This is a genomic window from Xanthomonas euvesicatoria, assembly GCF_013112235.1.
GTDB lineage: Bacteria > Pseudomonadota > Gammaproteobacteria > Xanthomonadales > Xanthomonadaceae > Xanthomonas > Xanthomonas euvesicatoria.
Genome location: NZ_JABFFS010000001.1, coordinates 2764009 through 2787023 on the forward strand (window position 1 = coordinate 2764009; position 23015 = coordinate 2787023).

Annotated in this window: 17 protein-coding genes; 7 read left to right on the forward strand and 10 right to left on the reverse strand. The window is 65.3% G+C overall.

What is annotated here, in order from left to right:
- Positions 1–164: 164 nt before the first annotated feature.
- Genes HLH45_RS11955 through HLH45_RS11980 form a run of 6 tightly spaced genes read right to left on the reverse strand, consistent with a single transcriptional unit; the run spans position 165 to position 5976 of the window.
- Positions 165–890 carry a fimbrial biogenesis chaperone gene (locus tag HLH45_RS11955; RefSeq protein ID WP_008578289.1) on the reverse strand — a complete coding sequence of 242 codons (726 nt, stop codon included), beginning with the start codon at positions 888–890 and terminating at the stop codon, positions 165–167.
- 2 nt (positions 891–892) lie between these two features.
- A complete protein-coding gene (locus HLH45_RS11960; RefSeq protein ID WP_008578290.1) occupies positions 893–1225 on the reverse strand; it encodes a hypothetical protein in 333 nt (110 codons plus the stop codon).
- A gap of 48 nt (positions 1226–1273) precedes the next feature.
- Positions 1274–2308 (reverse strand): Csu type fimbrial protein, encoded by a 1035-nt coding sequence (locus HLH45_RS11965; RefSeq protein ID WP_031421856.1) that lies wholly within the window; start codon positions 2306–2308, stop codon positions 1274–1276.
- Complete coding sequence (locus tag HLH45_RS11970) at positions 2305–4656, reverse strand: fimbria/pilus outer membrane usher protein (RefSeq protein WP_008576690.1); 2352 nt, start codon at positions 4654–4656, stop codon at positions 2305–2307. The genes HLH45_RS11965 and HLH45_RS11970 overlap by 4 nt, the downstream gene beginning before the upstream one ends.
- A gap of 16 nt (positions 4657–4672) precedes the next feature.
- Positions 4673–5443: a fimbrial biogenesis chaperone gene (locus HLH45_RS11975; RefSeq protein WP_033479161.1), complete on the reverse strand. Its 771-nt coding sequence runs from the start codon at positions 5441–5443 to the stop codon at positions 4673–4675.
- Between the two features lie 8 nt (positions 5444–5451).
- A complete protein-coding gene (locus HLH45_RS11980; protein ID WP_005911736.1) occupies positions 5452–5976 on the reverse strand; it encodes a Csu type fimbrial protein in 525 nt (174 codons plus the stop codon).
- 317 nt (positions 5977–6293) lie between these two features.
- Here HLH45_RS11980 and map point away from each other — a divergent pair, with 317 nt between their 5' ends.
- From map to asnB, 6 genes are all read left to right on the forward strand, one after another.
- Positions 6294–7070, forward strand: a complete 777-nt coding sequence (gene map, locus HLH45_RS11985) for a type I methionyl aminopeptidase (RefSeq protein ID WP_008576697.1) — start codon at positions 6294–6296, stop codon at positions 7068–7070.
- Positions 7067–9676, forward strand: coding sequence for a [protein-PII] uridylyltransferase (locus HLH45_RS11990; protein ID WP_008576698.1), 2610 nt, complete (start codon positions 7067–7069; stop codon positions 9674–9676). Before map ends, HLH45_RS11990 begins: the two co-directional genes overlap by 4 nt.
- A 20-nt stretch (positions 9677–9696) precedes the next feature.
- Positions 9697–10893, forward strand: coding sequence for a 2,3,4,5-tetrahydropyridine-2,6-dicarboxylate N-succinyltransferase (dapD, locus tag HLH45_RS11995; protein WP_008576699.1), 1197 nt, complete (start codon positions 9697–9699; stop codon positions 10891–10893).
- Positions 10894–11085: 192 nt separating this feature from the next.
- Positions 11086–11442, forward strand: coding sequence for an arsenate reductase (locus HLH45_RS12000; RefSeq protein WP_008576700.1), 357 nt, complete (start codon positions 11086–11088; stop codon positions 11440–11442).
- Between the two features lie 245 nt (positions 11443–11687).
- Positions 11688–12818: a succinyl-diaminopimelate desuccinylase gene (gene dapE / locus HLH45_RS12005; RefSeq protein ID WP_008576701.1), complete on the forward strand. Its 1131-nt coding sequence runs from the start codon at positions 11688–11690 to the stop codon at positions 12816–12818.
- A gap of 294 nt (positions 12819–13112) precedes the next feature.
- Positions 13113–14807: an asparagine synthase B gene (gene asnB, locus HLH45_RS12010; protein ID WP_008576702.1), complete on the forward strand. Its 1695-nt coding sequence runs from the start codon at positions 13113–13115 to the stop codon at positions 14805–14807.
- Between the two features lie 67 nt (positions 14808–14874).
- On the opposite strand, the gene hpaM is transcribed toward asnB, so the two are convergent.
- The 3 genes from hpaM to HLH45_RS12025 all read right to left on the reverse strand — a co-directional run bounded on the left by hpaM (position 14875) and on the right by HLH45_RS12025 (position 21338).
- Positions 14875–15927, reverse strand: a complete 1053-nt coding sequence (hpaM, locus tag HLH45_RS12015; RefSeq protein WP_031421864.1) for a type III secretion-associated outer membrane-bound protein HpaM — start codon at positions 15925–15927, stop codon at positions 14875–14877.
- A gap of 441 nt (positions 15928–16368) precedes the next feature.
- Complete coding sequence (locus HLH45_RS12020) at positions 16369–18507, reverse strand: TonB-dependent siderophore receptor (RefSeq protein ID WP_008576707.1); 2139 nt, start codon at positions 18505–18507, stop codon at positions 16369–16371.
- Between the two features lie 416 nt (positions 18508–18923).
- Positions 18924–21338, reverse strand: coding sequence for a penicillin acylase family protein (locus HLH45_RS12025; RefSeq protein WP_008573883.1), 2415 nt, complete (start codon positions 21336–21338; stop codon positions 18924–18926).
- Between the two features lie 146 nt (positions 21339–21484).
- On the opposite strand from HLH45_RS12025, the gene bfr reads away from it, so the two are divergent.
- Positions 21485–21970 carry a bacterioferritin gene (gene bfr / locus HLH45_RS12030; RefSeq protein ID WP_003485327.1) on the forward strand — a complete coding sequence of 162 codons (486 nt, stop codon included), beginning with the start codon at positions 21485–21487 and terminating at the stop codon, positions 21968–21970.
- Positions 21971–22233: 263 nt separating this feature from the next.
- On the opposite strand, the gene HLH45_RS12035 is transcribed toward bfr, so the two are convergent.
- The gene (locus tag HLH45_RS12035) at positions 22234–22890 is read right to left on the reverse strand and encodes a thiopurine S-methyltransferase (RefSeq protein ID WP_008573882.1); all 657 of its coding nucleotides are present in this window, start codon (positions 22888–22890) and stop codon (positions 22234–22236) included.
- Positions 22891–23015 lie beyond the last annotated feature (125 nt).

Consider the following 23015-nt stretch of genomic DNA (forward strand, 5'->3'; position numbering starts at 1 on the left):
GAGACGCAAAACAGCCGGCGGAGTATAGCTGGCGAGTGGGCGTGGCGCAATTGGCGGGAATCGGGAATCGGGAATCGGGAATCGGGAATCGCAGAGCCCGGTTCGCTTGGGCCTTCACCAGCCCACGATCAGCTAGCGCAATCGGCTTGACCCATTCCCAATTCTCAATTCCCGATTCCCGGCTCCAGCGCCAACGTGCTTTCGATATCGCTGTTGATACGCGCCACGAAGCGGCCACTGCCTGCGGGCAGGTTGGCGGGCAGGGCCCATTGGCGGGTCTGGCCGGGGAGGACGTAGCCGGCCAGGTCGCCGCGGATGTTGCGGCGGGTGCCGCCGGCATCGATATAGGCCAGGTCGGCCAGGCGCGCATGGCTGGAGCCGGAATTGTGGATACGCAACGCGCGCTGGCTGCCGTGCCCGGCCAGGCTGGCGTGCAACGCCGGTTGCGCTGCACTGGCCTGGCTGGGCTGTGCAAACACCGGGGTGGAATAACGCAGCAGGTCGGTCTCGTTGCCGATCGCGTGCTGGGTCACCACGAGCCGGTAGCTGTCTTCGGCCTGCGTGGGGCTGGGGCCGAGGCGGATCACGCGCAACAGCTGCCGGCCTTGCGACGGAATTTCGAAGTGCGACGGGCTGACCGTGACGCCGGTGGCTGGCTCGAGGAGTTCGCGCTCACCGTCCTGGCGCCAGCGGTAGAGCTTGGCGTCGGCACGCCAGGGTTGCGCGGCCTGGTTGTAGAGCCAGACCGTTGCCTGGTCGCTGTCGGCCGGGATGTGCGCGGTGGTCGGCGCGATGGCGATCTCGGCAGCACTGGCGGCACCGCTTGCTGCCATACAGCCCAGGGCCAGGACCCGGGCCAACAGATCGCGAAGGTGGCGAGCAGTGGCCATGCTCAGAACGCAATGGTGGTGATGCGCGCGCTGCCGGCGGGCAGCGGCCCGGCAAGCGCGCTGGCGTCCTGGCCGGTGCTGGTGACGGTGGGTGCCTCATTGCTGCTGGGCGGCTCGGCGATCGCCATCGGCGTGCCCCTGGAGCAACTGGCGCGCGGCGGCGCGGTACGCAGTTCGCAACCGCTGAGCAGGCGCAGGCCGATGTGGAGGGTGGAATTTTCCGGCCCCCGCGCGGTGGCTGCGTTCGCCGCGGTAGATGTCGCGGCGCAAGCGAGAGCAGCCAGGGCCAAGCGCTTCAGGAAGGTGACCTGCGTCATGGAGGCAATCGTTTGCATTGGAGACGTAACGAATAGCGACGCCCCCGATACGAACTTTATTAACTGTCAGTAAGTGATGGAGACGGTCACCGTGTCGGTATAGGCGCCGGCAATCGGCAGTTGTGGGGCCGGCGCACGGCCATAGACGGTGACCGTCTGGGTGGTGCCGTTGCCGGTGCCTGCCAGCGTATCCACCCCGATGACGGTACCCCACCGATTACTGCGGCCGGTATTGCTGTAGAGCTCGTAATTGATGTAATTGGCGCTGCTGGCGTGGCGCATTCGCCGCACGCTGCCGCTGGCATTGCTGCCATTGTCCAGGCCGATATTCCACGCGGTGCGGTTGGTGCAGGCCAGGCTGATGGTGGAGGTGCGATCGATGGCGGTGTCGATGCTGCCGGCAATGCTGCCGAAGTCCAGATCGGTGGTGACGTAGGCATTGCAGCGTGCCGGCACGGTGGCCGAGGCAGTGAACGGGAAGGCGTTGCTGGCAGTCTTGGAGCCGGTGCCGCCCGCCGTGCAACTGCTCGGCAGCGAGGGCATCCCGGTGATGCTTTCGTTGTAGGAGTAGCGCAGCACGGTGTCGGCGCCACCAAAGCTGCTGGTGTGGTTTCCGACCGAAAGGATCTGGTTGGCCGGAATCCGCCCATACACGGTGATGGTGGCGGTCTGCGAGCCGCCGGTGATCACCGGCACGTTGTAGGACAGTGTCAACGTGCGCGGCGAGGGGGCCGCCGACCCGGTGGCGCCCCAGATCTGCGTGCGGGTTGCCTCGCTGTAGATCTGGAAATCCAGGCTGTCGGTGGTGGAGTTGAGCATGCGACGAGGGGCATACACGCCGCTGCTGGCACTGCCGGGGCCAAGGTCCAGGCAGAGGCTGACTTGTACGTAGCCCAGCACGCTGAGCGCAGCAGTCGCGCAGGAAACGTTGAGTGTTGCCACTGCATCGGTGGTGCCGTTGGCCGCCACGTTGCCAAATGCCAACGGTGTGCCGAGGGTGACGGTGCAGGTGGTCTCTGCGTGCGCCCGCTCGCTGGGCCCAAGCCACACCATCGCGATCGTCAGCGCGAGCATCAGGCGCCAAAGCGTGGACATGCTCATGGCGTGGTCTGCTCAGGGATGCACTGCAGCGGCCCCACCCGCGGAATGCTGCCCGGATCGGCGGGATACGCGAACTGCGCAACGCAACGGCCCTCGGGCAGGTCGACCAGGATGCGGTTGTCGCGTTGCAGATTGTCCAGATAGGTTTCGCCGTCGTAGCCGACCACCACGCGTTCGGTACTGCCGTCGCGCTGCACCACGCTGCCGACGGGCAGCGGCGCGCCTTGCGCGTCGTGCAGCACGATGATGGCGGCGCGCACGCGGGTAATGCCGAAGCGCACCGCCACGCCGGATTGCTGGCGTGGTGTCACCGTGGTGTCGACACGGTCCACGCGCAGGTCTGCCGGCAGGCTCAAGGTGTCGATGGAGAGCTGGTTGCGCTGCCACGATTGCAACGGCGTCACCAGCAGGGTGCCGCGCGCGTCGGTGACTCCGATCAGGCGGTTTTCCAGGCGGACCGGAATGCCGGGCTGGCCGTCGGTGGAGACCACCGCGAACGCGTCCTGGATATCGCGCGCGGCGAAGGTGCGGCCATTCATCCACACCAGGCTGCCGCTGGCGCTGGCATAGCCGAAGCTGTCGCCGTCCTGGGTTGCGGCGCCGAGGTTGTAGCGGCCGACCCGGTTCAACCAGCCCAGTTCGGCCAGCCCGCCGCTGGCGTCGTCGCCGGCACGGCCTTGCAGGCGCCAGCCGATGCCGCCCAGATCGCCATCGCCAGGCAGCGGCTGGCTGACGTCGGCCACCAGGCCGGTACGCTCGCCGTTGCGCTGCATCGATGCGCTGGCCTGACGCACTTCGCCGAAGGTGGTCGACAGCGACAGGTACAGGCTGCGATCGCTGGAGACATCCAGATTCTGATTGCCCGACAGATTGGCCGCCCAGTTGCGCCCGAAGCTGCGGGACCAGAACACGCTCGCATAGCGCGAGGTATCGCCTTGCGGATAGCTCAGCCGCACATAGCTGGTGCCGAGCGAGCCGATCGGGTCGACGTTGACCCCGACTGCTGCGCGGTCGCTGACGCGCGCTGGCAGGGCGCCTTGCAATGCGCCCAGGTCGCGATAGTCGCCATGGGTGCGCTGGCTGCCCAGATTGACGTTGAAACGCCGGTTGTTCCAGGCGTAGCCCAGCACGTACTGGCCGCCCCGTAGCGCGTCCATCCGGCTGTGCGCGTAGGCGGCATTGACCACACCGCCCACGCCAAGCAGCCACACGCCGCCTGCGCCTGCGTTGATCACGCCGCCGCCAGTTTCGGCATGCGCTTCGATCGTGAAATCGTCGCGCAGGCCTTTGCGAAAGGTGGCGCTGGCCACACGGCGTCGGTCGTAGGAAAACGAGCGCACGCCGTAGTCGCGGCGCAGATGGCCGATGCCGGCCGACCATTCGGAAATGCCGCGCGCCAGCAACTGCGGTGTGCCATAGAACGCGAAATCCAGCCGACGCACGCGTCCGAACGCATCGGTCACCACGATCTGCGCCTGGCCGGTGCCGCTGATGCCCGGTTGCGCGGCCAGCTGAAACGGGCCGGCCGGCACCTGGCCGCTGTACTGGCGCAAGCCGTCCACATACAGCTCAACGGTGGAAGGCACTGCCGCTTCGCCGAGAAAGCTCGGCGTCGGCGTCAGCACCCGATACGGTTGCAAGGCGTAATTGCGGCCGATCTGCACGCCGCCCAGGCGGATCGAGCGGCTCCAGTCGACAAAGCCGCTATAGAAATCGCCCACGCTGAGGCTGGTGGCGCTGTCCGGGAAATCCATCTGCCAGGCACTGTCCAGACGCACCGCTTCGCTGCGCCAGCGTTTGTCCTGGGGGCGGTCGTAGGCCAGGAAGACCGCGGTGGTATCGACCATGCCGCGCCCGATGCCGAACGCGCGCACTTCGGTGGCCAGCGACGCGCTGCTGACGCCGGCATTGCGGGTGGCATACAGGTCGTAATTGAGCAGCATGCCGGGCGATGCAGTGGCGCTGGGCGGGGCCACTTCTTCGGCTTTGAGCACCGTGGTGGACAACGACAGCTGCGCCAGCGGCGCCTGCAGCGCCAGCCGCTGCAGCGCCGCGTCGTAGCGCACTTCCACGTCGGGCAGGCGGTCCAGATCGACCAATTCGCCAGGCACGCGGTCGGCCAGGATGAAGCCGAGTTTGCGCAGGGTTTCCACCGAGCCGCGTAGCCGCCCGTCGACCAGTTCGAATGGTGCCAGGCCGCGGTCGGCCTGGTTCAAGGTCACGTCCAGATACAGCGTTTGCGGCTGTGGCGTGGCGCTGGGTGGCGGCTGATCGGGAAGCGACGTCACATCGGCCAGATCGCCGGCTGCGGCGCTGCCCAGGCAACCGGCGGTCGCAAGGAGCGTCATCGCCAGCCGCGCCGCATCAAGGCGCCGTCGGCGCGGCCAACAAGGTACGTTCGTCAGCCTCACCATTGATCCTTGCGATGATGGTGCCGCGGCCGAACTGCGCCAGCGGCGCACCCAGCGACCAACGCATGGTCTGCCCGGGCAGTACATAACCGACCAAGCCGTTCAACGCGGTCTTGGTTGCGCCATCGACCTGGTGCCGCAGGTCGGCGACCTGCGCATGGCCGGTGCCGGTGTTGCTGATCTGGATCTGCGCCTTGCCATCGCTGCCGGCAACCACCTGCGCGCTCAGGGTCGGCGAGGGTTCGGTGTTGCCGGGCGGCAGCAGGAAGATCGGCACCGAATAACGCAGCACGAACTGCATGCCTTTGCGGTCGGCATCGGCACTGGGCAGTTCGTCGACGATGATGCGGTAACACTGCTCCTGCCCGCTCGGGGCAGGCCCGGCACGGATGACCCGGATCAACTGGCGCTCGCCAGCGGCCAGGGTGCGCATCGGCGGGCTGACCAGCAGATCCTGGGTGGGGTCGAGCTGATCCTGCCCATCGCGCTGGGTCCAGCGATAGGCGCGGGTCTGCACCTGGACCGGCGCGCTGCCGCTGTTGCTCAGCCACAGGCCGTCGGCGGTCTGCTGGGCGCTCAGGCTCAGCGATGTGGGTGCCAACTGCAGGCTGGCGGCATGCGCCGGCGTCGGCACGGCGCCGTTGGCCATGACCAGCGTCATCGCCAGCCCGGCCGACATCAGCCAGGCAGGTAAACGTGACAACGGGCGGTGATGCACAGGCATGCGCGGGCTCAATAGACGATCGTGGCAGTGATCGTGTCCTGGTAACTACCGGTCGCAGGGTTGTTGGCCGACGGGTTGGTCACGCGGCCGTAGACCGGGTAGACCTGGTTCAGGCCGGTGGCGGTGCGGCTGAGCGTGTTGGTGCCGGTGGTGCTGCCCCAGACCGTGCTGCGGCCCAGATCCTGGTAGAGCTGGTAGGCGATGTAGTTGTTGGTGGTCACCAGCGCGTCGGTATTTTTCATGCGGCGGGTGGTGACGTCGTTGGCAGTCCCGGCATTGCTGCCCGCGCTCAGTGCAATGTTGTACGGCGTCAACGCGGTGCACTGGGCCGTCACGCTGCCGTTGGCGTCCGCATTGGCGGTCGAGGTCGAGAGTACCGAGCCGAAGTCGACGTCCGTGGCGGATGCGGCGGTGATCGTGCAGGCCTTGGTGACCGCGATCTTGACGTTGAAGGTGGTGGTGTCTGCCGCGCTCGCCATGCCAATGGTCGAAAGCAGGCCGAGCGATAGCAGGACAGGGCGGACAGTACGCATGGACATTTCCTTGACCGTTCTGGTCATTGATAACGCGACGAGTCGTCGCCTTCCCTGCAATGCATCAGCTGTGCCAAACATAACGCCGAATTCACACGCTATCTAGCTGTCCTGGCTCGCTTTATTGACAAAAGTGCGATGTCCTATGGATGACTTCGTTAAGATGTTTTTTGACGCCGCGTGCACGGCGTCACGCATGAATAGGCGGCTGCGCCGGTTTTCTGCTGTGCGGTCCGCTTGAGGCCAGTCGTTGCGTCCGCAAAAAAGCGCGTGCGCTGGTCGTTCAGATTCAGCCCGGATCGGCGATAATCTCGGCCATGAGCGTCAATCTGAAAACCAAAGAAGAAATCGAACTGATGCGTGTCGCCGGCCGCTTGGCCGCCGAGGTGCTCGATGTGGTGGCGCCGCACGTGAAGCCGGGCGTGACCACTGCCGAGCTGGACCGCATCTGCCATGACCACATCGTCAACGTGCAGGGCACCATCCCCGCCAATGTCGGCTATCGCGGCTTCCCCAAGAGCGTGTGTACCTCGGTCAACAACGTGATCTGTCACGGCATCCCGAGTGCAGCCAAGGTGTTGAAGGACGGCGACATCGTCAATATCGACGTCACCGTCATCAAGGACGGCTGGCATGGCGACACCAGCCGCATGTACTACGTCGGCACCCCGTCGGTGATGGCCAAGCGCTTGGTCGAAACGACATATGAAGCGATGTGGCGCGGCATCCGGGCGGTCAAGCCGGGCGCCACGCTGGGCGATGTGGGCCATGCCATCCAGAAGTTCGCCGAAGCCGAGCGCTTCAGCGTGGTACGCGATTACTGCGGCCACGGCATCGGCAAGGTGTATCACGACGAGCCGCAGGTCATGCATTACGGCCGTCCGGGCGAAGGGCTGGTGCTCAAGCCGGGCATGACCTTCACCATCGAGCCGATGATCAACGAAGGCACCTATCACCATAAGACGCTGCCGGACGGCTGGACCGTGGTCACCAAGGACCGCAAGTTGTCTGCGCAGTGGGAGCACATGGTTGCGGTGACCGAAGACGGCGTAGATGTGTTGACGCTGTCGGCCAATTCGCCCGCGCCGGTATGACCGACACGCCGGCGGAGCGACCCGACCCGGGCGTCGCCGGCGACGCGGACTGGGCCGCGCAGGCCCGTCCGCTGCTGGTGCATGCGGACATGCGCCTGTGCAAACGCTTCGATCAGGGCGAGCCGATCGAGCGTCTGGTCGCGCTGCGCGCACGCGCGGTCGACCAATTGATGCGCAATGCCTGGATGCGCTGTATCCCGGCCGACAGCGGTTTGTCGCTGCATGCGGTCGGTGGCTATGGGCGCGGCGAATTGTTTCCGCGCTCGGACGTGGATGTGCTGGTGCTGGGCGACACCGCCGCGCAACAGCAGCACGAGCAGGCCCTGGCACGCTTGTTCGCGCTGCTGTGGGATGTGGGCTTGCCGATCAGTCACGCGGTGCGCTCGCCAGCGCAGTGCACCGCTGCGGCGGCGGACCAGACCGTGCTCACTGCCTTGATCGAATCGCGCGCACTGGTGGCCGACGGCCAGGCGCGTGCTGCGCTGGCCACGGCGATCGCGCCGCCGCAGGTGTGGCCGCCGCGCGATTTCTTCCAGGCCAAGCGCGAGGAATTGCTGGCGCGCCATCAGCGCTTCGGCGACACCGCCGATAATCTCGAGCCGGATATCAAGGACGGCCCCGGCGGTCTGCGCGATCTGCAGACGCTGGGCTGGATGGCCTTGCGCGCGTTCGGGGTCAAGGACCTGGAGGCCCTGGTCGGGCTGGGCCATGTCGGCTTCGACGAGGCCGCCGCGTTGCGTCGCGAGCGCGAAGAACTTGCCCGTCTGCGTTTCGGTCTGCACATCGTGGCCAACCGGCCGGAAGAGCGCCTGCGGTTCGATTACCAAAAGACCCTGGCCGAACGGTTGGGGTTCGCCGACGACCCGGAAAGCCTGGGCGTGGAAAAAATGATGCAGCGCTTTTATCGCAGCGCTGCACTGATCCGCCGCATCAGCGACCGCTTGTTGCAGCGCTTCGAAGAACAGTTCGATGGCGAAGCGACGCCGGAGCCGCTGGGCGGCGGCTTCAGCCTGCGCCGCGGCTATCTGGCTGCCGACGCCGAGAGCTGGCCGGACGGCGATGTGCTGCAGGTGTTCGCGCTGTTTGCGCAATGGGCCGCGCATCGCGAGGTGCGCGGACTGCATTCGCTGACCGCGCGCGCGCTGGCCGAGGTCCTGCGCGATCTGCCGGCGTACGACATTGCCGATGCAACGGCCCGGGAACGCTTCATGGCGTTGCTGCGCGGCCCGCGTGCGGTGGAAACGCTCAATCGCATGGCGCGGCTGGGCGTGCTGGGCCAGTGGATTCCGGCATTCGCCAGCGTTTCCGGGCGCATGCAGTTCGACCTGTTCCATGTCTACACGGTGGACCAGCACACCTTGATGGTGCTGCGGAACATCGCGCTGTTTGCCGCCGGCCGTGCCGACGAGCGTTTCTCCATCGCGCATGAAGTCTGGCCGCGTCTGCGCAAGCCGGAACTGCTGTTGCTGGCGGGCCTGTTCCACGACATCGCCAAGGGCCGCGGCGGCGATCATTCGGAACTGGGCGCGGTGGATGCGCGCGCGTTCTGCCTGGCGCATCGCTTGAGCGAAGGCGATACCGAGCTGGTGACCTGGCTGGTGGAGCAGCACTTGCGCATGTCGGTCACCGCGCAGAAGCAGGACATTTCCGACCCGGAGGTGATTCACCGTTTTGCGACGTTGGTGGGCACACGCGAGCGTCTGGATTATCTGTACCTGCTCACCTGCGCCGATATTGCCGGCACCAGTCCCAAGCTGTGGAACGCCTGGAAAGACCGGCTGTTGGCGGATCTGTATTTCGCCGCGCGTCGCGCGTTGCGCGAAGGCCTGGAACACCCGCCGCCGCGTGAGGAACGGCTACGCGAAGCGCGCGAATCGGCGCGTACCTTGATGCAGGCGCAGGGGCACGATGACGTCACCATCGACCGCCAGTTCGCCGGCATGCCGGACGAGAATTTCCTGCGCTTCCGTCCCGAGCAATTGGCCTGGCAGGCGGCCTCGCTGATCGAAGTGGAGATCGGCCAGACCCTGGTCAAGGCGCGTCGTGCGGTGCCGGACAACGACGCACTGGAAGTGTTCGTGTATTCGCCGGACCGCGATGGGCTGTTTGCGGCCATCGTGGCCACGCTCGATCGCAAGGGCTACGGCATCCATCGCGCACGTGTGCTGGATGCGCCACACGATGCGATCTTCGACGTGTTCGAAGTGTTGCCGCAGGAGACCTATGCCGACGGCGACCCGCAGCGGCTGGCGGCAACGCTGCGTCAGGTGTTGGCAGGCGATCTGCACAAGGTGCGCCCGGCGCGCCGCGCAGTGCCGCGCCAGTTGCGCCATTTCCGCTTCGCACCGCGGGTGGAATTCAGCGAAAGCGCCGGCGGCCGCCGCACCCGCATCAGTCTGGTCGCACCCGACCGTCCCGGCCTGCTCGCCGATGTCGCGCACGTGTTGCGCATGCAGCACCTGCGCGTGCACGACGCGCGTATCGCCACCTTTGGCGAGCGTGCCGAAGACCAGTTCCAGATCACCGACGAGCATGACCGCCCGTTGTCCGAATCCGCCCGGCAGGCGCTGCGCGATGCGCTGTGCGCCTGCCTTGACCCTGTCTAGCTAGCAACTCCGGAGACCCCATGGCCACCAGCAAGAAGACCGCGCGCAAGCAGAGCACGACCACCCCCACCGCAGCGTCCAAGCGCGCGAGTGCAACGGCCAAGGCCGCCAAGGTGCCGGCTGTTGCCGCTTCCAAGCCAGGCGCTGGCGTCGGCAAGCAGGGCGCGGCAGCTGCCGCTGTCGGCAAAAAGGCTGCTGCATCTGATGCGGCAAGCCCGAAAACCGCTGCAAGGAAGACCGGCGGCAAGTCCGCGACGTCCGCTGCACCGCGCGTGGCCAAGCAGCCGACCAAGGTGGTTGCTGCACCGGCCGCAAAGAAGGCTGCGGCGGCAAAGAAGCTGCCGATTGCAGAGCAGGTCGTGCACAGCGCCGCAACGCAGGTCGGCAGCGACGAACTCAAACTGGGCATCGAAAGCGCATTCGAACGGCGCGCCACGCTGACCATGGACGAGATCGACGGTTCCACCCGTGCCATTGTCAATCGCGTGATCGACGGACTGGAAAGCGGGCAGTTTCGCGTCGCCGAGCCGGACGGGCAGGGCGGCTGGACCGTCAACGAGTGGCTGAAAAAAGCGGTGCTGCTGTATTTCCGCGTCAACGAGATGGCGGTGATCGAAGCGCAGCCGGCGCCGTTCTGGGACAAGGTGGAATCGCGCTTTGCCGGCTTCCATGAAGCCGAATTCCGCAAGGCCGGCGTGCGCGTGGTGCCGGGCGCGGTGGCGCGTCGCGGCAGTTACTTCGGCAAGGACGTGGTGCTGATGCCGAGTTTCACCAACATCGGTGCCTATGTCGGTGAAGGCACCATGGTCGATACCTGGGCCACCGTGGGGTCGTGCGCGCAGATCGGCAAGCACTGCCATTTGTCCGGCGGCGCCGGCATCGGCGGCGTGCTCGAACCGCTGCAGGCCAGCCCCACCATCATCGAAGATCACTGCTTTATCGGCGCACGCTCGGAAGTGGTGGAAGGCGTGGTCATCGGGCACCACAGCGTGATCGGCATGGGCGTGTTCATCGGCCAGAGCACACGCATCTACAACCGCGCTACCGGCGAGATTTCCTATGGCTATGTGCCGCCGTACAGCGTGGTGGTGTCCGGGCAGCTGCCCTCCAAGGACGGCTCGCACTCGCTGTATTGCGCGGTGATCGTCAAGCAGGTGGACGCCAAGACGCGCAGCAAGACCAGCGTCAACGAACTGTTGCGTGGTCTGGCGGATTAATCCGCTTCGCGGCGGCAACAGATGACGCGCAGCGCCGGTCGAGGGTGCGCCTTTGGCACTCTCGGCCGCTGCGATGACACGCGCGTCCAAGCGCGCTTGTGAGATCGCCTGCCGGTCGCGTTACACGCAGTTTTATCGCACCCCCTTTCGAGAAGTGAGGGGCTCTGCAAACCGCCTTTTGGGATATTTCGCATGACCACGCTCTACGGACTCAAAAACTGCGATACCTGCAAGAAAGCCGCCAAGTGGCTGGATCGTTTTGGTGTGGCGTATACGTTTGTCGACTATCGCGATCACAAGCCGGAGCCGGAGACTCTGGCGGCGTGGGCGCAGCAGGTCGGTGGATTCGATGTGTTGATCAACAAGTCTTCGACCACCTGGCGGCAGTTGCCGGACAACCGCAAGGCGGCGGGCAGTGCGGCCGAATGGAAGCTGTTGCTGCGCGAGTACCCGCAGCTGATCCGGCGGCCGCTTGTCATCACCGACGAGGGCGCGCTGCATCAGGGCTTTTCCGACAACGGCTTCAAGAAGCTATTCGGCATTGGCTAAGCGACTGCGGTTTTCGATGGTGCTGCGGACGGTGTTACCGCTATCGTCGTGATACGTGATGTCTGGCATGTTGATCGCGCGCTCATCGGCCGGGCAAGCCGTTCGACCTCGCGCCGGCAATGACGCGACGACTGCCTGCAAACCGGTTAGCTGCCACCACTGCAAGTGCGTTCAAGCCACGCCGATCGATGCAGACACGATCCCTCCATCAACGCCGCGCTGCGGCCCTACTGCGGTGACGTTTCATGAGCGATGTGCTGGAGTTGACCTGTGACCTCATTGCACGTGCCTCGGTAACGCCGGCGGATGCCGGTTGCCAGGCCGCGATTGCGCAGCGCCTGCGCGCAGCCGGCTTCGGCTGCGAGCACTTGCGCCTGGGCGAGGTCGAGAATCTGTGGGCAACCCATGGCAGCGGTGCGCCGGTGCTGGTGTTGCTCGGGCATACCGATGTGGTGCCGCCGGGCCCGCGCGAGGCGTGGACCAGCGACCCGTTCGATCCGCAGATCCGCGACGGCGTGTTGTATGGGCGTGGTGCAGCGGACATGAAAGGCAGCGTGGCCGCGTTCGTGGTCGCCGCAGAGCAATTCGTCGCTGCACACCCAACGCACTCCGGCACGCTGGCGGTGCTGTTGACCTCGGACGAAGAGGGCGATGCCATCGATGGCGTGCGCCGGGTTGCCGAGGCGTTTCGCGAACGCGGGCAAACGATCGACTGGTGCATCACCGGCGAACCGTCGTCCACCGAGCGCCTGGGCGATCTGTTGCGCGTGGGCCGTCGCGGCAGCCTGTCCGGCACGTTGACCGTGAAGGGTGTGCAGGGGCATGTGGCGTATCCGCACAAGGCGCGCAACCCCATCCATCTGGCAGCGCCTGCGCTGGCCGAACTGGTAGCGCGGCAATGGGACGACGGCTTCGAAAGCTTTCCGCCCACCAGTCTGCAACTTTCCAACATCCACGCCGGCACCGGCGCCAATAACGTGATTCCTGGCGAGCTGCAGGTGGCCTTCAATCTGCGCTATACGCCACACTGGGACGCGCCGCGCCTGGAGGCCGAAATCACCGCGCTGCTCGATCGGCATGCGCTGGACTACACGCTGCGCTGGCACCGCAGCGGCGAGCCGTTCTATACCCCGGAAGGGCGGTTGCGCAGCGTCGCGCGTGAGGTCCTGGGGGAGTTCGCCGGTGCGCCGCCGGAAGAAAGCACCGGGGGCGGCACCTCCGATGCGCGGTTCATTGCGCCACTGGGTGCGCAATGCATCGAAGTGGGCCCGGTCAATGCCAGCATCCACCAGGTCGACGAGCATGTGCGCGTCGCCGACCTGCAGGCGCTACCGGCGCTGTACCGCACGTTGATCGAGCGCCTGCTGGTCGAGTGAGCGGGCCACGCAGACGCCGTCGTTGCCACTGAAACAGTTGCGCCGGTACCACCGAACCGTTAGCGTCGCCGACATGGTCCTTCGCCTCGCCAACCTCAATAACGCCAACCGCAGCAATCTGCGCGCGAATAATCGTGCGCGGCCGATGCGGATCTGCGACTAGGCGACGTCCACCAAGCGCCCAGGAACCAGAAAAACCCGCATCGGCCGATGCGGGTTTTTTTATGGGCGTCAATCCATGCAGCACGCTCTCACCCGGCCGCCACCCCCCCGCAGTTCTTCAGGAGTGTTTCCATGTGTTCCATCTTCGGTATTTTCGGCCTGCAACCCGGTGACGACCTGCAGGCGCTGCGCCGGCAGGCGCTGGAATGTTCGCAGCGGCAGCGTCATCGCGGGCCCGACTGGAGCGGCGTCTACGTCGATACCGGTGCCATCCTGGTGCACGAGCGCCTGGCCATCGTCGATCCGGCCGGAGGCTCGCAACCGTTGCTCTCCGATGACGGGCAGCTCGCCTTGGCGGTCAATGGCGAGATCTACAACCACCGCGAACTCAAGGCGGAGCTGCTGCAGCCGTACGCATTCCAGACCGGCTCCGATTGCGAGGTGATCAATGCGCTGTATCGCGAAGATACGCCGGCCTCCTATCTCAACCGCCTCAACGGCATCTTTGCATTCGCGCTGTGGGACAAGACGGAAGGGCGCGTCATCATCGCGCGCGACCCGATCGGCGTGGTGCCGCTGTACTGGGGACACGACCGCGAAGGCCGTTTGCGTGTGGCCTCGGAACTGAAATCGCTGGTGGACGACTGCGCCGATGCAGCGCAGTTTCCGCCGGGCCATTGGTACGACAGCGCCACCGGCGCACTGAGCCGTTACTACGAGCGCGCCTGGCGCCACTATGACGCGGTGGAAGGTGTACAGGTGCAACTGCAGGAATTGCGCGAAGCATTCGAGCGCGCCGTGCACCGTCAGCTCATGACCGATGTGCCGTACGGTGTGCTGCTGTCCGGTGGACTGGATTCTTCGCTGGTTGCGGCCGTTGCCGCGCGCTATGCCCGTCACCGCATCGAAGAAAACGACACCACCGAAGCCTGGTGGCCGCGCCTGCACTCGTTCGCGATCGGCTTGAAAGGCTCGCCGGATCTGGCCGCCGCCGAAGTGGCCGCCGCGGCGCTCGGCACCGTGCATCACGGCTTCGAATACACCTTCGACGAAGGCCTGGATGCATTGCCCGACGTCATTCGCCACATCGAAACCTATGACGTCACCACCATTCGCGCCTCCACGCCGATGTTCTTGCTGGCGCGGCGGATCAAGGCAATGGGCGTCAAGATGGTGCTTTCCGGCGAAGGCAGCGACGAGATCTTCGGCGGCTACCTGTATTTCCATAAGGCGCCGAACGCGCGCGAATTCCACGAAGAGCTGGTCCGCAAGCTCGACGCGCTCAACAATTACGATTGCCTGCGCGCGAACAAGTCGATGATGGCCTGGGGCGTGGAGCCACGCGTACCGTTCCTTGACCGCGAATTCCTGGATGTGGCGATGCGCATGGATGCCAGGTTCAAGATGATCGACAAGACCAGCGGTGGGGCAACGCGCATGGAGAAGGGCGTACTGCGCGAGGCATTTGCCGGCTATCTGCCCGAATCGATCCTGTGGCGTCAGAAAGAGCAGTTCAGCGACGGCGTGGGCTACGGCTGGATCGACGGGCTGAAGGCGCATGCGCAGGCGCAGGTGAGCGACCGCGAACTGGCCGCCGCCGACCGGCGCTACCCGGTCAATCCGCCGCAGACCAAGGAGGCGTATTTCTATCGCAGCTTGTTCGAGCAGTTTTTCCCCGGTCAGGCGGCGGCGGAAACCGTGCCGGGCGGCAAGTCGATTGCCTGTTCGTCGCCAACGGCGATTGCCTGGGATGCGAGTTTTGCCGCGATGGCCGACCCATCGGGTCGCGCGATTGCCGGGGTGCACGCGCAGGCGCTGGCTTCGTAAGGCTGCAGTCACTGCAGCGGCCGGCATGCATCGCTGCACGGCCGGCCGCTGTGTTGATCGGCGCGTCTTATTGCTCGTGACGCACGCAGTACCCATAGCGCTGCGGATCGATATCCACACCGGCCATGTCGGCCTGGTTGTTGCGCCATAGGTTCGGCTTGAAGTCGGCCGACGTGCAGTTGGCCGCGCGGTCCACGCCGATGGTGTAGGTAAATGGCGTGTTGGCGAAACGGTTGTTCTCGAACACGTTGTCCTGGCTCATGCTGTTGTCCCAGCACAAAATTTCCGGGGTGCGATAACGAATCGCGCAGGCCAGAAACACGCCGGCCACCTTGTTGCCGTCGAATTGATTGTTGCTGAAGCGATTGCGCCGCGCATCGGAGAGATAGATGCCCTGGCTGCCGTTGCGCTCGAAACGGTTGTTGCGGATCTCGCTGTCTTCCAGGTGTTCGGTGGTCAAGCCGGCGGCCACGTTGTCGTGGATGTAGTTGTTGACCATCGTGACCTTGGCGGTGCGGTTGAACGAGACGCCGTCCCAGATTGCGCCGGACACATCGTTGTTTTCGATGGTGATCTCGCGGGTGTCGTACTCGCTCAGCAGGCACGCGCTGCGGCACTTGTTGACCTGCAGGCCTGCAAGCCGGATGCCTTGCCCGGACCGCACCACCACCGCGCTGTTGCTCAGGTAGGGGCGCTCGGGCATGAACTCCTTGTCGCCTGTGCTCGCTACGATCTGCATGTCTTCGATGCTGACGTTGCGGATCACACCGGTGGGCTGCTGGTTTTCGTAATCGCCAACCACCAGCACCGGCTGCTGCACGCCGTCGGCCATGCGCACGATGGTGCTGGGGCCCTGGCCGCGCAAGGTGAAGTTGCCGCGATGGATCGACACCAAGCCGTTGAGCGGGAACTCGCCCTTTTCCAGGCAAAGTACCGTGGGTTTGTCGCTTTGCGGCAGTTTGTCGATGGCTTTCTGCAGGTCCTGGCCAGGACGTACCTTGGCAGTGCATGCAGCCACGGGCGCATCCGGCGGGCCGGATTTGGCTGGCGGCGCTGCCGTGCAGGCAGTCGCAAACATCAGTGGCAACAGGGCGGAAACGGAGCGGGCAAGCAAAGGCATGCGGATTCCGGTCAGTGGGGGAAGGAGGGCGATGTGCGGAGCAAGACTCCACATTCGCGACGGGCTCTAGTGTGTCCCACCGAACGTTAAGTTCCAGCCCATGCGCAGCCGCTCGATTCGGCGCAGGTTCATTACGTTGCCGCAGTCGAGGCTGCCTTGAGCACACCGCACGGTCGGCTTGGCTGACCTGCATCACATTGCGCACGCTATGTTGTCAGCGTGCGATTCGTCTTGCGCCGAACGTCTTCGCGCCTTCAAGCGACGGCTGCGGCCGTTTCCAGGCGTTTTGCGCATGTAACTTGCACACCGAGCCAGACGCGGTTTGCCGTTCCAAACAGGAGAGACACGTGTCTTGAGCGGGTGGCGACCGCAGGCACGCTGCGCTGTTTACGTTGCCGTCGCAGCGGGCCGGCGGCGCGCCACCGATCCGCTGCGCGCTGGTCAGAAGCTGTAAGCCAGCTGCGCGTAAAGGCGACGCGGCTCGCCGGGGAAGTGCCCGGCGCGCGTATTGAAACCGCTCACTGCATACACCTTGTCGAACAGGTTCTTGATGTTGATCTGCAGCTTCCACGCGTTCCATTGCGTCTGCCAGCTGATGTCGTAGATGGCGTACGGTTTGACGCGTTGCCCATCCAGGCTGACGCGTTCGCCCACGTAGTCGGCACCGAAGGCGATCGCCGAGCGCCAGGCGGGCAGGTCGTAGCGTGTCCACAGGCCAAAAGTGTTGCGCGGTGCATTGGCGAAGCGATCGCCAGAGGCATTGGTGATGCCGTTGGTGCCGGCATCGAGCACGCGTGCATCGTTGTAGGCATAAGTGAGATTGAGCACCCAGCGTTCGGTCAGGTCGGCCAGCAGGTCGACTTCCAGCCCTTCGCTGCGCACCAAGCCAAGCGCGGAGAGTTGATTGACGCCGTCGACGACGCGCCCGTTCGCCTGCACGATGTTGCTACGCTCGATGCGATACAGCGCCGTGTTGAGGGTGAGCCCGCCATCGTTGAGCGCAGTCTTCAGGCCGATTTCCCATTGGGTGCTGCGTTCCGGTGCGAACGGGCCGCCCACGCTGCTGTCCTGGTTGGCCGCGTCCTGCGGCAGGAAGCCGCTGGCATAGCTTGCGTAGGCATTGATGCCGTCGCGTAACACGACGGTGCTGCCGACGCGCCAACTGAGATCGTTGCCGGTGACGCGCGAACCAGTCAGCAGGTCGTCGTCCTTGAAGCCGTCCCAGCGTAGCCCGGCCATTGCATGCCAGCGTGGCGTCAGCGTGAGTTCGTCCTGCAGATATGCACCGTAGCGTTGACTGCGCGTGCTGGTGGCGCGCCAGGGCAGGGCATCCAAGCCGTAGTCGTAGAAGCCGCTGCGGCCGTACACCGGGTTGAAAAAATCGATGCCGGGCACCGGGCCACGTACGCGTCCGGTGTCGGCGGTGTTGGCGGTTTGCGCGCGGAAATCCGCGTCCAGGCGGTAGTAGTCCGCGCCCATCAGCAACGTGTGGTCGATTGCCCCGGTACTGGTGCGGAATATCGCGTTGACGTTGCTGGAGATCGCATCGTTGTCGCGGTATTGATTGCGCAGCTGCCGGGTCATCCACTCGGCGGTACCGTCGCGATCGCGGTCGATCAACCCCATTGGCTCGTGATAGATCTGATGCTCCTGGTTCTTGAACCAGCGCAGCGCCATGTCCACCTCCCACGCGCTGGACGGCGCAAACCGGTATTGCGCAAGCGCCACCTTGGCGCGCATGTCCAGGAAATCTGTGGGTTCGTTGTGGTTCCAGCGCCGGTCGGTGAGGAAGTTGCCGGCGTTATCGACCGGCACGCCGCGCAAGCGGTTGCCGCCCAGGTTTTGGGTGATGTCGGTGTATTGCAGGGTGAGCTCGCCGGTATCGCCCAGATCGAAGGCCACCGACGCATCGCCGATCTGGCTCTGGCTGTCGGTATTCCAACGAAACCCGTCTTCGCCATCGGCATAGGCGCCGATGCGGTACCGGATGCGGCCATCTGCGCGCGCAGGGCCGGTGGCCTCGAACGAGGCTGCACCGAAGGATTGATTGCCCAGCTGCAGCTCGATGCGTCGCGCCGCCTGATGAGCGGGTTTGCGCGTGACATAGTTGATCACACCCCCGGGTTCGCCACCGCCGTACAGCGCACCGGCTGGACCCTTGAGCACTTCCACACGCTCGATGTTGAACAGCTGCGGCACCGAGAACCCGGCATACGGGTCGCCACGCAGGCCGTCGTACAGCACGTTTTCCTGGCGGAAACCGCGCAAGGTCACACCGGCATAGCTGAAGAAGCTGATGCCACTGATGCTGCGATACAGATCGGTGATCTGCCGCGCAGCCTGGTCGTCGATCAACTCGCGCGGCAGCACCTGCACCGACTGCGGCACCAGTGCCAGCGGGGTATCGGTGCGCGTGGCAACAGCTGCGTCTTCGGACTTGTAGAGCGTCTGCGCACGGCCGATGACATCCACGCCATCCAGCTCGGTCACGGCTGGCGTGGTGGTGTGTTGAGCGAAGGCGGGCAGGGTGTGCAGAGCGAGCGCAGCGGCGAGCGCGGTGACAAGAAGCGTGGGGCGCATTGGTCACTAATGGGAATGGTTATCAAATGCATTTTAGCATGATGTGTTTGCTTGATCACGGAGGTCGCCGGGCGTTGGGCATCCTGTTTGGTGGCAGATGCGCGCGCACCTGTGCGGATGCAGACATGCGACGCGAAGATGCGGAGCCCGGAAATGGAGGCATGAGTGCGCAGCTTCCCCTCTCCTTCCGGAATATTGTCCTGCTACACAGGTGAGAAGGTGCCCGAAGGGCGGATGAGGGTACGTGCGAAGCCTGATGGGCGCGCGCAGGGGCACATCACGCACTCGTCCAATCGTGCTGATGGCCGTACCCTCACCCCACCCCCTCTCCCGAGGGGAGAGGCGCCTGAAGCGGCGATGCTGTGACGTCTCGTCCTGCTTCGCTGGACGCTGCGCAGCCGCGTTGCCGCCCGCTGTTACTGCGGATGCAATTGCAGCGTATATCGCATGGCAGTGGGCAAGAATGGTGTGGGTCTGCCATGCACCCAATCGTCGTGCCCTGCGCCCCAGAACGGCGAGAGCGGGTGGCCGCTCTGGCCGCCGGGCATGTGCACGATGCCGTCCTGCTCGTGGCCGGGCGAAACCACCATGCGCTCGGAGGCGCCAAAGGCCGGGCCTTGCACACGCGGCATGTCGCGGTCGCCCGGCAGTTGATCGGGCGGCATGCAGAGCCAGCGCTTGGCCAGGGCGGGCAGGGCACGCGCGATGGGGTGGCAGATGGCGGCGGTGTTGCGCTGGCCCCAGGTGTGCTGGCCGCGCGGTTCGCTTTGTGCGTCTTCTGCAATCACCTCTGACTGCGCACTGCGCGCAGCATCGTCGAGCAACTGGTCCCAGCTTGCGGCGGTGGGCGGTAACAGGTGGGCCGGGCGCTGTTGCAGCAACGGCCAAACGACGCCCTCCAGTTGCGCGCGACGCGGCGGCAGGAACTCCTCGCCAAGTGCGGCTTTTGCCGGGGCCAACAGGCCGGCTTCCACCGCTTCGATGGTCTTGTTGCGGAATTCGCGCACGATGCGATAGCTGGCCGAGCCAGTCGATGCGTGCCCGTCCCAGTCGCGCGTGGCATGTGCAATCTGTTGCAGTGCCGGGTCCTTGCTGTGCTCGACCACGCTACGCAGCAGTTGCCACCATCGCGTAAGCAGCACGGCGCGATCGTCGAGCTGGATGGCGAGCAGATCGCGTTCGTTGAAGCGCTGCTTTGCGAAAAGATCATCGCGAATCTGCTGGGCACGCGCGCCAAGGTCGTAACCTGCGTTGCCAAGCGTGGCCAGTTGCTGCGCATCGACGATACGGTTGTTGGCGGTCCAGAGCCGGTGCGACGGTGGATCGATCAACGCAGGCGCAGCATCGCTGCGCAGCGACCATGGCAGGCAGGTGCCCGACATCGGCGCTGCAGCCGGTTCTGCAGGTGCGCCGGATGCTGCCTCAGGGACGGGCGTCGATGTCGCCAGTTCGGCAATCCCGCTCGGGCCGCACCCGGCATTGCGGGCGGGGCGCGCGCCGATCAGCCGCCAGGCGATGCGCCCGCTGCGATCGGCAAGCAGCAGGTTCTGCGCCGGAATGCCGGAGCGGTCGGCCACCGCGAACGCCGCCTGCAGATCGCCCGCCGTGCTCATCTGAGCGAAGTCCAACCGGATCGCACCGGGCAACTGCGCCACCCAGCGCAATGCCAGCGCGCTGCCGTCGGCGTTGACGTGCAGCAGCGGTCCCCACGCCGCTTCGCGGAACTCGAACTGCACCGGCGCTGCGCCCGCCACGCGGATGGTTTCCACATGCCTGGTCAGTGCTTGCGGGTGACCCGGCGTGGGTGCAGGAATGCGCGCGAAATCCGCGGTGTCGATATAGCTGTTGGTAAATGCCCAAGCCACGTGCCCATTGCTGCCCACGACCACCGCCGGCAAACCCGGCAGGGTGAATCCGGTGACATCCACCTTGCCCTCGGGCGCATTGCTGTCTGCATAGCGCAGGCGTGCGCGGAACCAGATATTGGGCGCGCGCAGGCCCAGATGCATGTCGTCGGCAACGATGGCGCGGCCGTCGGCGGTGAGGCTGCCGTCTACCGCGAAGTTGTTGCTGCCCGGTGTCGGCGTTTCCGCGTGGGGCGCGGCAGGCCGATGCTGTAGACGCCGTAGATCCAGCGTGGTCGCATCCGGCAAGCTGGCATCGCCCTGCGGCTCCCCGAACAACGGCGCGTCCCAACTGGAGCCCTGGTGGTCGAGCAGTGCCGCCAGCGCAGGCGGCACCACGGCACGGATGCGCGCGGCGGCCAGCTCGGTCTGGTTATCGCTGTCCTGCAGGTCCGCGTACATCGCAAGGCCGGTGAGGATGGAGTCGTCCAGCGTCCATGCGCGCGGTGTCTGGCGCAGCAGCAGATAGGGCCAGGGCCGTACGCGCAGTGCCGCCAGTCCTGCGTTGACGCCATCGGTATATGCTTGCAATGCAGCGTGCTGGCTGCCGGTGGCGATGTCCAGGCTGGCCTGCACGCGGGCACGCAGGCGATGCACGCGGTTGCGCTTGTCCAGGTCCACGGCCTTGGCGCCAAACAGCTCGGACAACTCGCCGGCCGGTGCGCGGCGCATCAGATCCATCTCGAAATAGCGTTCCTGCGCATGCACGTAGCCGAGCGCGCGCATCGCATCGAGCTGGTTTGCTGCATCGATGGTGACCACGCCCAGCCGGTCGCGCTGCACGCTGACCGGCGCAGCCAGGCCGCTGAGCGCGCTGTCGCCGTCCAACTGCGGCAGGCTGCCGCGCATCAACAGATACAGCCCCAGGCTGGCCGCCAGGACCAGCAACACGATTCCCAGCAGCAGCCGGCCCAGCCATTTACGCATTGTCGGTTCCTTGGACCCCGGTGAAGTGTGGCCGGCGGACATGACCGTGGCGGGTCCGGCCGCAAGCGCAACTGAAAGTGATTCCGATTAGATCATTGCCGGGCGGCTTAGGGCACCATGCGCGCATTGCGTCGCTGGAGCACACCATGAAAGGCCATCCCGAAGTCGTCGATTACCTCAAGCAGCTGCTGCGCGGCGAATTGGCGGCGCGCGATCAATATTTCCTGCATTCGCGCCGGTACGAGGATCAGGGCCTGATGGCGCTGTACGAGCGCATCAACCATGAGATGGAAGAGGAGACCGAGCACGCCGACGCGCTGCTGCGGCGCATCCTGTTCCTGGAAGGCGACCCGGACATGCGCCCGGCCGAATTCACCCCCGGCAAGACCGTGGTCGAAATGCTGGAGCGCGACCTGGTGGTCGAGTACGAAGTGCGCGCTGCGCTCGCTGCCGGCATGAAGCTGTGCGAAGAACATGGCGACTATGTCAGCCGCGACGTGCTGCTCAAGCAGCTGCAGGACACCGAAGAAGATCATGCGTGGTGGCTGGAGCAGCAGCTTGGCCTGATCAAGCGCATCGGACTGGAGTTGTATCAGACATCAAAGATCGACAAGGGTCACGTCGCCGGTTGAGCCGGCAACGCCGCTGCGCAGTCGCTTGGCTGGCTGACGCGGCGTGAACCGGCTCGGCATGGAATAGGCGTGCCTGGCCATTCCACGATGGTCTGTGCGGCCTGCCTGCCACTCCTGCAGCTGGCTGCAGGATTCCGTTTTGTCGCGTTTTGCTGCAGAACGACCGCATGGCGCAATGCCGCGCTGTCCTGATCCGCCACCCACGCTTGCCGCATGCAGACATGCAATTGCCACGTGATGGGCGTGCAGCGCCCGACGGCCTTTCAGCGGCGTTGCAGGCGATAGACAGCCGTCGATAACCCGGTGACGCCTTCATCGCGGAAGCGTGGTTCCTGATCGAGGATGTCGCGGTGTTCCAGCTGGTCTACCTGCCAGGCGGCATCGAAAAGTGCATGCACGTGCGTTGCGTCCACCGAGAACGGCGGGCCGGCCTTTTCAGCCTGCGGATATTCCAGGGTGATCAGCAGGCCGCGGCAGCGCGAGGACAACGGCGCGTAGACCGTTTGCAGGTAATGCTGGCGCAGTTCGGCCGGTAGCGCGACCAGTGCGGCGCGGTCGTAGACGGCCGTGCAGTCGGCCAGCGCGCTGGCGTCTAGCGCGAATGCATCGCCGCAGATGATCTCGATCGGGCCGGCGATGAAATGCTCGCCAGCAGCGCTGCTGTGACGCTTCGGTTGAAGCCCTGCCTCATCGAAGAATTGCGTCACCGCCAGCGGCGACACCTCCACGCCAAGCACGCGATGGCCTTGCGCCGCCAGCCAATGCATGTCCAGCGTCTTGCCGCACAGGGGCACCAGCACGCGCGCTTCCTTCGGCAGATCCAGCGCGTGCCAGTGCTTTTGCAGCAGCGGCAATACCTCTTGCTGATGAAAGCCGGTGTGTCCCAGCTGCCAACGTTCCAACCAGAAATTCGTGTCCATGCGTTGCCTTGTCAGTGGCTGTCTCCACTGTGGTCATGCGAGCGTGGGGCGTGGCGCGTTCTGAAGCAGTGCGCGGCGTTGGCTGTGCGTTTGCGACTGCATCGTTGCGCCTGGATGAGAATACT